The 4,049-nt window shown below is 67.5% G+C and carries 8 protein-coding genes; all 8 read left to right on the top strand.

The window, feature by feature from the left end; genetic code table 11:
* On the top strand, window positions 1-495 hold a 495-nt coding region (locus Q0L11_RS15235), incomplete at its 5' end, for a cytochrome P450 (protein WP_296598338.1).
* Between the two features lie 184 nt (window positions 496-679).
* Window positions 680-1,114 (top strand): iron-sulfur cluster assembly scaffold protein, encoded by a 435-nt coding sequence (locus Q0L11_RS15230; RefSeq protein WP_296598337.1) that lies wholly within the window; start codon window positions 680-682, stop codon window positions 1,112-1,114.
* Window positions 1,114-1,404 (top strand): hypothetical protein, encoded by a 291-nt coding sequence (locus tag Q0L11_RS15225; RefSeq protein WP_296598335.1) that lies wholly within the window; start codon window positions 1,114-1,116, stop codon window positions 1,402-1,404. The genes Q0L11_RS15230 and Q0L11_RS15225 overlap by 1 nt, the downstream gene beginning before the upstream one ends.
* Before the next feature lie 141 nt (window positions 1,405-1,545).
* Window positions 1,546-2,214: a hypothetical protein gene (locus Q0L11_RS15220; protein ID WP_296598334.1), complete on the top strand. Its 669-nt coding sequence runs from the start codon at window positions 1,546-1,548 to the stop codon at window positions 2,212-2,214.
* 96 nt (window positions 2,215-2,310) lie between these two features.
* Complete coding sequence (locus Q0L11_RS15215) at window positions 2,311-2,490, top strand: hypothetical protein (protein ID WP_296598333.1); 180 nt, start codon at window positions 2,311-2,313, stop codon at window positions 2,488-2,490.
* A complete protein-coding gene (locus tag Q0L11_RS15210) occupies window positions 2,487-2,900 on the top strand; it encodes a hypothetical protein (protein ID WP_296598332.1) in 414 nt (137 codons plus the stop codon). The genes Q0L11_RS15215 and Q0L11_RS15210 overlap by 4 nt, the downstream gene beginning before the upstream one ends.
* Before the next feature lie 457 nt (window positions 2,901-3,357).
* Window positions 3,358-3,645 carry a membrane protein insertion efficiency factor YidD gene (yidD, locus tag Q0L11_RS15205; protein ID WP_296598331.1) on the top strand — a complete coding sequence of 96 codons (288 nt, stop codon included), beginning with the start codon at window positions 3,358-3,360 and terminating at the stop codon, window positions 3,643-3,645.
* Window positions 3,642-4,049, top strand: a 408-nt coding sequence (locus Q0L11_RS15200; RefSeq protein WP_296598330.1) for a TGS domain-containing protein, incomplete at its 3' end; no start/stop codon positions are given. The genes yidD and Q0L11_RS15200, both read left to right, overlap by 4 nt.

Below are 4,049 nucleotides of genomic sequence, written 5' to 3'. Positions count from 1 at the left end.
CTGGTCGGCGGCAACCTCACCACCACCGACCTGATCGGCAACGCCGTGCGCCTGCTGATCCTCAACCCGTCCGAACTCGCCAAGCTGAAGGCCGACCCCTCGATCATCAATTCCGTGGTCGAGGAGGTGCTGCGCTACGAGCCGCCGGTCGACATCACCGGCCGCATCGCCTCGGGCGACATTGAGATGGGCGGCTGCCCGATGCACGCCGGCCAGGCGGTGACGGTGGTGCTGCGCGCCGCCAACCGCGACCCCGAGGTGTTCGAGGAGCCCCACCGCTTCGACGTCAGCCGCAAGCACAAGCCGCACATCTCGTTCGGCGGCGGCGCCCACATCTGCATCGGCGCGCCCCTGGCCCGGCTGGAGGCCCAGGTCGCCCTGGTCCGCCTGTTCGAGCGCTTCCCCGACCTCAAGCTCGCCGAACCCGACGCCACGCCCGACTGGCGCACCCTCCCGTTCTTCCGCGGCATGCAGACGCTGAGGGTGAGGCCGTAGCTTTCCCACTTTCTGCTCGTCATCGCCGGGCTTGACCCGGCGATCCAACCGGCCGCTGGACGAGCCCGGCCGGCGAGCGCCCTGGAATGGATGGCCGGGTCCAGCCCGGCCATGACGAGCTTGCGAGCGGTTGTGGCGGAATCCCGCGTTTGACAACGCCCCCGCCGATGACGACCTAGAGGCCATGATCGACGACCTCTATTCGGCGAAGGTGCTGCGGCTGGCGGCCGAGATGCCGCGCGCCGGGCGCCTGTCCGCCCCCGACGCCACGTCGGAAAAGGTCTCGAAGCTCTGCGGCAGCCGCGTTGTGATCGACGTTAAGGTCGAGGACGGCCACGTGGCCGATTTCGCCCAGGACGTGAAGGCCTGCGCCCTGGGCCAGGCCGCGGCCTCGGTGCTGGGCGCCAACGTCATGGGCGCAAGTCTTGCGGAACTCGAATCCGCCCGTGATGCGTTCCGCTCCATGCTCAAGACGGGTGGGCCGCCTCCGGAAGGCCGCTTCGGCGATCTGGCCTTGCTGGCTCCGGTGAAGGATTATCCCGCCCGTCACACGTCGACGCTGTTGGCCTTCGAGGCGGCGGCCGAGGCGATGCGCAGCGCGGTCGAGCGGAGAACCTGATGCCGGACTTCATCTTCCTCCATCACGACGACGCCTCGGGCGACGGCGGGCTGGACTGGGAGCCCTACCTGTCCCGGCTACGCGAGGCGGGCGTGTTCCAGGGCGGCAGCAAGGTCGGCCCGGGCCACTGCGTCCGCAAGGCCGGCGTCGCCCCCGACCCCCTAACCCATATCACCGGCTTCGTCCGCGTCACCGCCAAGGACCTCGAAGAAGCCCGCGCCCTCCTCCCCGGCAACCCGGTGTTCGAGGCCGGCGGCACGGTCGAGATCCGCGAACTGCCGACGGGGTAGGGAAGTCTCTCCCTGAGACGCGTGGGAGCCCTTCTATCGAGGGACGAATGGCGGGGCGCCACTGGCGCGGCAAAAGCCGGCCCAGCTATGCGCCGACCCAGGTTCCGGCTTTATGGATGCGGAATGCTGAATTGTTCCGCGATGTCGAAAGTTGAGCTGCTAAGCTTCGCCGCCGATGGAGAGGCGCGAATGAGAGACTCGCTTGGCCGTGAGACCCAGACTGCTCCGGAAGCTGAAGCCCTTCCTGACCCCAGCAACTCCGTACCCGCCGATGCCGGAGCCCAGGCGACGAAGGTGACTTTGAAGGAGCCAAGTGTTGGGGGTGGGCTGAGGTCACATCTGTTGATCATGCCCTCGATCGGGCGACAAGCCGCCATTGTCTCTTCGGAGGAGACGTTGAAGGCATATGTCGCTGTATTCCGAAGTGGGAATGTCGACGACGCCACGACTATCCAGCGCCTTGAAAATTGGATTGAGCTCGTCGCCTCTAGGTCGCAAACCCTGCTGCAATTCAACTCGGTTGCGATCGCGATTCTGGCTCTGCGCGGATCGCAGGGTGGCAGCTATGCAATAATATTGGCCGGTGTTTGGGTTCTAATATCCCTCCCTCTCTTGTTGAACATATTCGTCTTCCTAAACGCGCCGGAACACTACCGGCCTAGTGAGGCGTTAGAAATTCCTTGGACGCTTAGGAATGCGTCACTTCGCAGTCTGGTTTTTAATGTTGTCCTGTTTCTGTCGGCGATCTGCGCAATACTAGCGGCAATCATAACGATGAGCGAAGCAGGAGCAGGGCTTGCGGGTGGATAACTGACGCCCGCTCTGTGCTAGACGGGAGCGCGCCGATATTTTCTGGGACGCCCATCTACGTCCGCTTCTGACGTACAGCCCCCCTACCTTTCCCCCATGTTCGCCACCGATCGCGACATGGAAGTCCTGGCCTGGCTCGTCGAGCGGGACGTGGAGGCTGTGGCCCATGCGCATGCGCAGTTCACGGCCGCCACCGACCCCGACGAGGTCGCCGACCTGGGGCGGACGTACCAGCGGGTGCGCGCTGCCTGCGCTCCACACTGGCGCTCAAGATGAAGGCCCAGCAGGGCCAGGCGGACCAGACGGCCCGCGCGAAGATCCTCGGCCGGCGCGACGCCTTCGCTCGCGAGCAGCAGGTCGAGACGCGCACGCGGGAGCTCCAGGACGCCGTCGAGCGCGTGGCCACGGCGGCCGTCGCCGATCCCGACGCGCGCGAGGAACGCCTCACCGACTTCGACATGGCGCTCGACGACTGGATCGAGCAGCCCGACTTCACCACCGCCGACCTGGACGAACAGGTGCTGCGGGCCTGCCGGATGCTGGACCTGCCGGAGGACCTCGCCGGCCGTTGGCGCGCGCTGCCGCGCCCGCCGCCCTATCTCGAAGACGTGGATTTCGAGGGCGAGGCCGACGAGCCGCCGCCCGATACGTCCGATCGGGTCCCGCCCCACCGCGACTCGGGGTGAGGGGGCCTCTCCCCCTCGCACCCAAATTCAAGCTCGTCATCCCCGGCCTTGCGTCGGGATCCAGGGTTTGGCGACCGGCGCGTCTCGTGGCGGGTCGCGTCCGCGCGCCCCGCGTCCGCGGTCATGCGGCCGACGGATGGATCCCCGCGACAAGCCCGGGATGACGAGCAGGAAGCGGAAGGCCGGGGGGCGCGATGACGCGGGCCCTTCTTGCCGGCCCGCGCTCGCCCCACATCGCAAACACCCCCGCCCAAAGGTTTCGTTCCGGGCCCGCCTGTGGTATCCGGCGCGCCTTGCTTGCAACCCGGTTCGCCATGTTTCGCCTGACGGACATCGTCGCGCCTTTTGCCCCGGTCCCGCGGCCGGCGTCGCCTCCGCGCGCGCGAACTACTCCCGCCGGCGCGGCTTGAACCTCTCGGGGTCCCGTCGGGACCTGCAATCGCAAACCGCAGCCGGCATGAGCTTGTACGAGAGAGGCGTCAGGGGCGCATTGCGCGCCTACAAGCTGACGCTGTCCCCGCTGATCGGGCGCCAGTGCCGGTTCGCTCCGACCTGTTCGGAGTACGCCGCCGAGGCCCTGATCGGGCACGGTCCTGTGCGAGGAACGGTCCTCATGGTGCGCAGGCTGTGCCGTTGTCATCCCTGGGGCGGCGCGGGCTGGGACCCGCCGCCGCCTCCGCGCCGCAAGCCCGAGGGCCCGGATGGGCAGGCCGCGGCGCGCGACTGGAAGTGTGAAGAGCCATGATCGACCTGATTTTCCCCGACGGCGCAAAACGCGAGTTCCCTGACGGCGTCACGGGCCGCGAGATCGCCGCCGGCATCTCGAAGTCGCTCGAGAAGAAGGCCGTCCTCATCAAGCTGGACGGCGAGCTGCTGGACCTGGACCGCAAGCTGGAGGCCGGCGGCAAGTTCGAGATCGTCACGCGGGAGTCGCCCGACGCCCTGGAGACGATCCGCCACGACGTCAGCCACATCCTGGCCGAGGCTGTGCAGGAGCTGTTCCCCGGCACGCAGGTGACCATCGGCCCGGCGATCGAGGACGGCTTCTATTACGACTTCGCCCGCGACGAGCCGTTCAGCCTGGACGACCTCGCCAAGATCGAACAGCGCATGAAGGAGATCGTCGACCGCGACGAGCCGATCGTGCGC

It is taken from the genome of Phenylobacterium sp., assembly GCF_024508875.1.
In the GTDB taxonomy this organism is placed as follows: domain Bacteria; phylum Pseudomonadota; class Alphaproteobacteria; order Caulobacterales; family Caulobacteraceae; genus Phenylobacterium.
This window is presented reverse-complemented; position numbering and strand designations above follow the sequence as displayed.

Bases quoted from the DNA above. Each gene is read 5' to 3' on its own strand.
- Q0L11_RS15230 (WP_296598337.1), top strand. From the start codon at position 680: ATGATCGACGACCTCTATTCGGCGAAGGTGCTGCGGCTGGCGGCCGAG.
- Q0L11_RS15225 (WP_296598335.1), top strand. From the start codon at position 1,114: ATGCCGGACTTCATCTTCCTCCATCACGACGACGCCTCGGGCGACGGC.
- Q0L11_RS15220 (WP_296598334.1), top strand. From the start codon at position 1,546: ATGTCGAAAGTTGAGCTGCTAAGCTTCGCCGCCGATGGAGAGGCGCGA.
- Q0L11_RS15215 (WP_296598333.1), top strand. From the start codon at position 2,311: ATGTTCGCCACCGATCGCGACATGGAAGTCCTGGCCTGGCTCGTCGAG.
- Q0L11_RS15210 (WP_296598332.1), top strand. From the start codon at position 2,487: ATGAAGGCCCAGCAGGGCCAGGCGGACCAGACGGCCCGCGCGAAGATC.
- yidD (WP_296598331.1), top strand. From the start codon at position 3,358: ATGAGCTTGTACGAGAGAGGCGTCAGGGGCGCATTGCGCGCCTACAAG.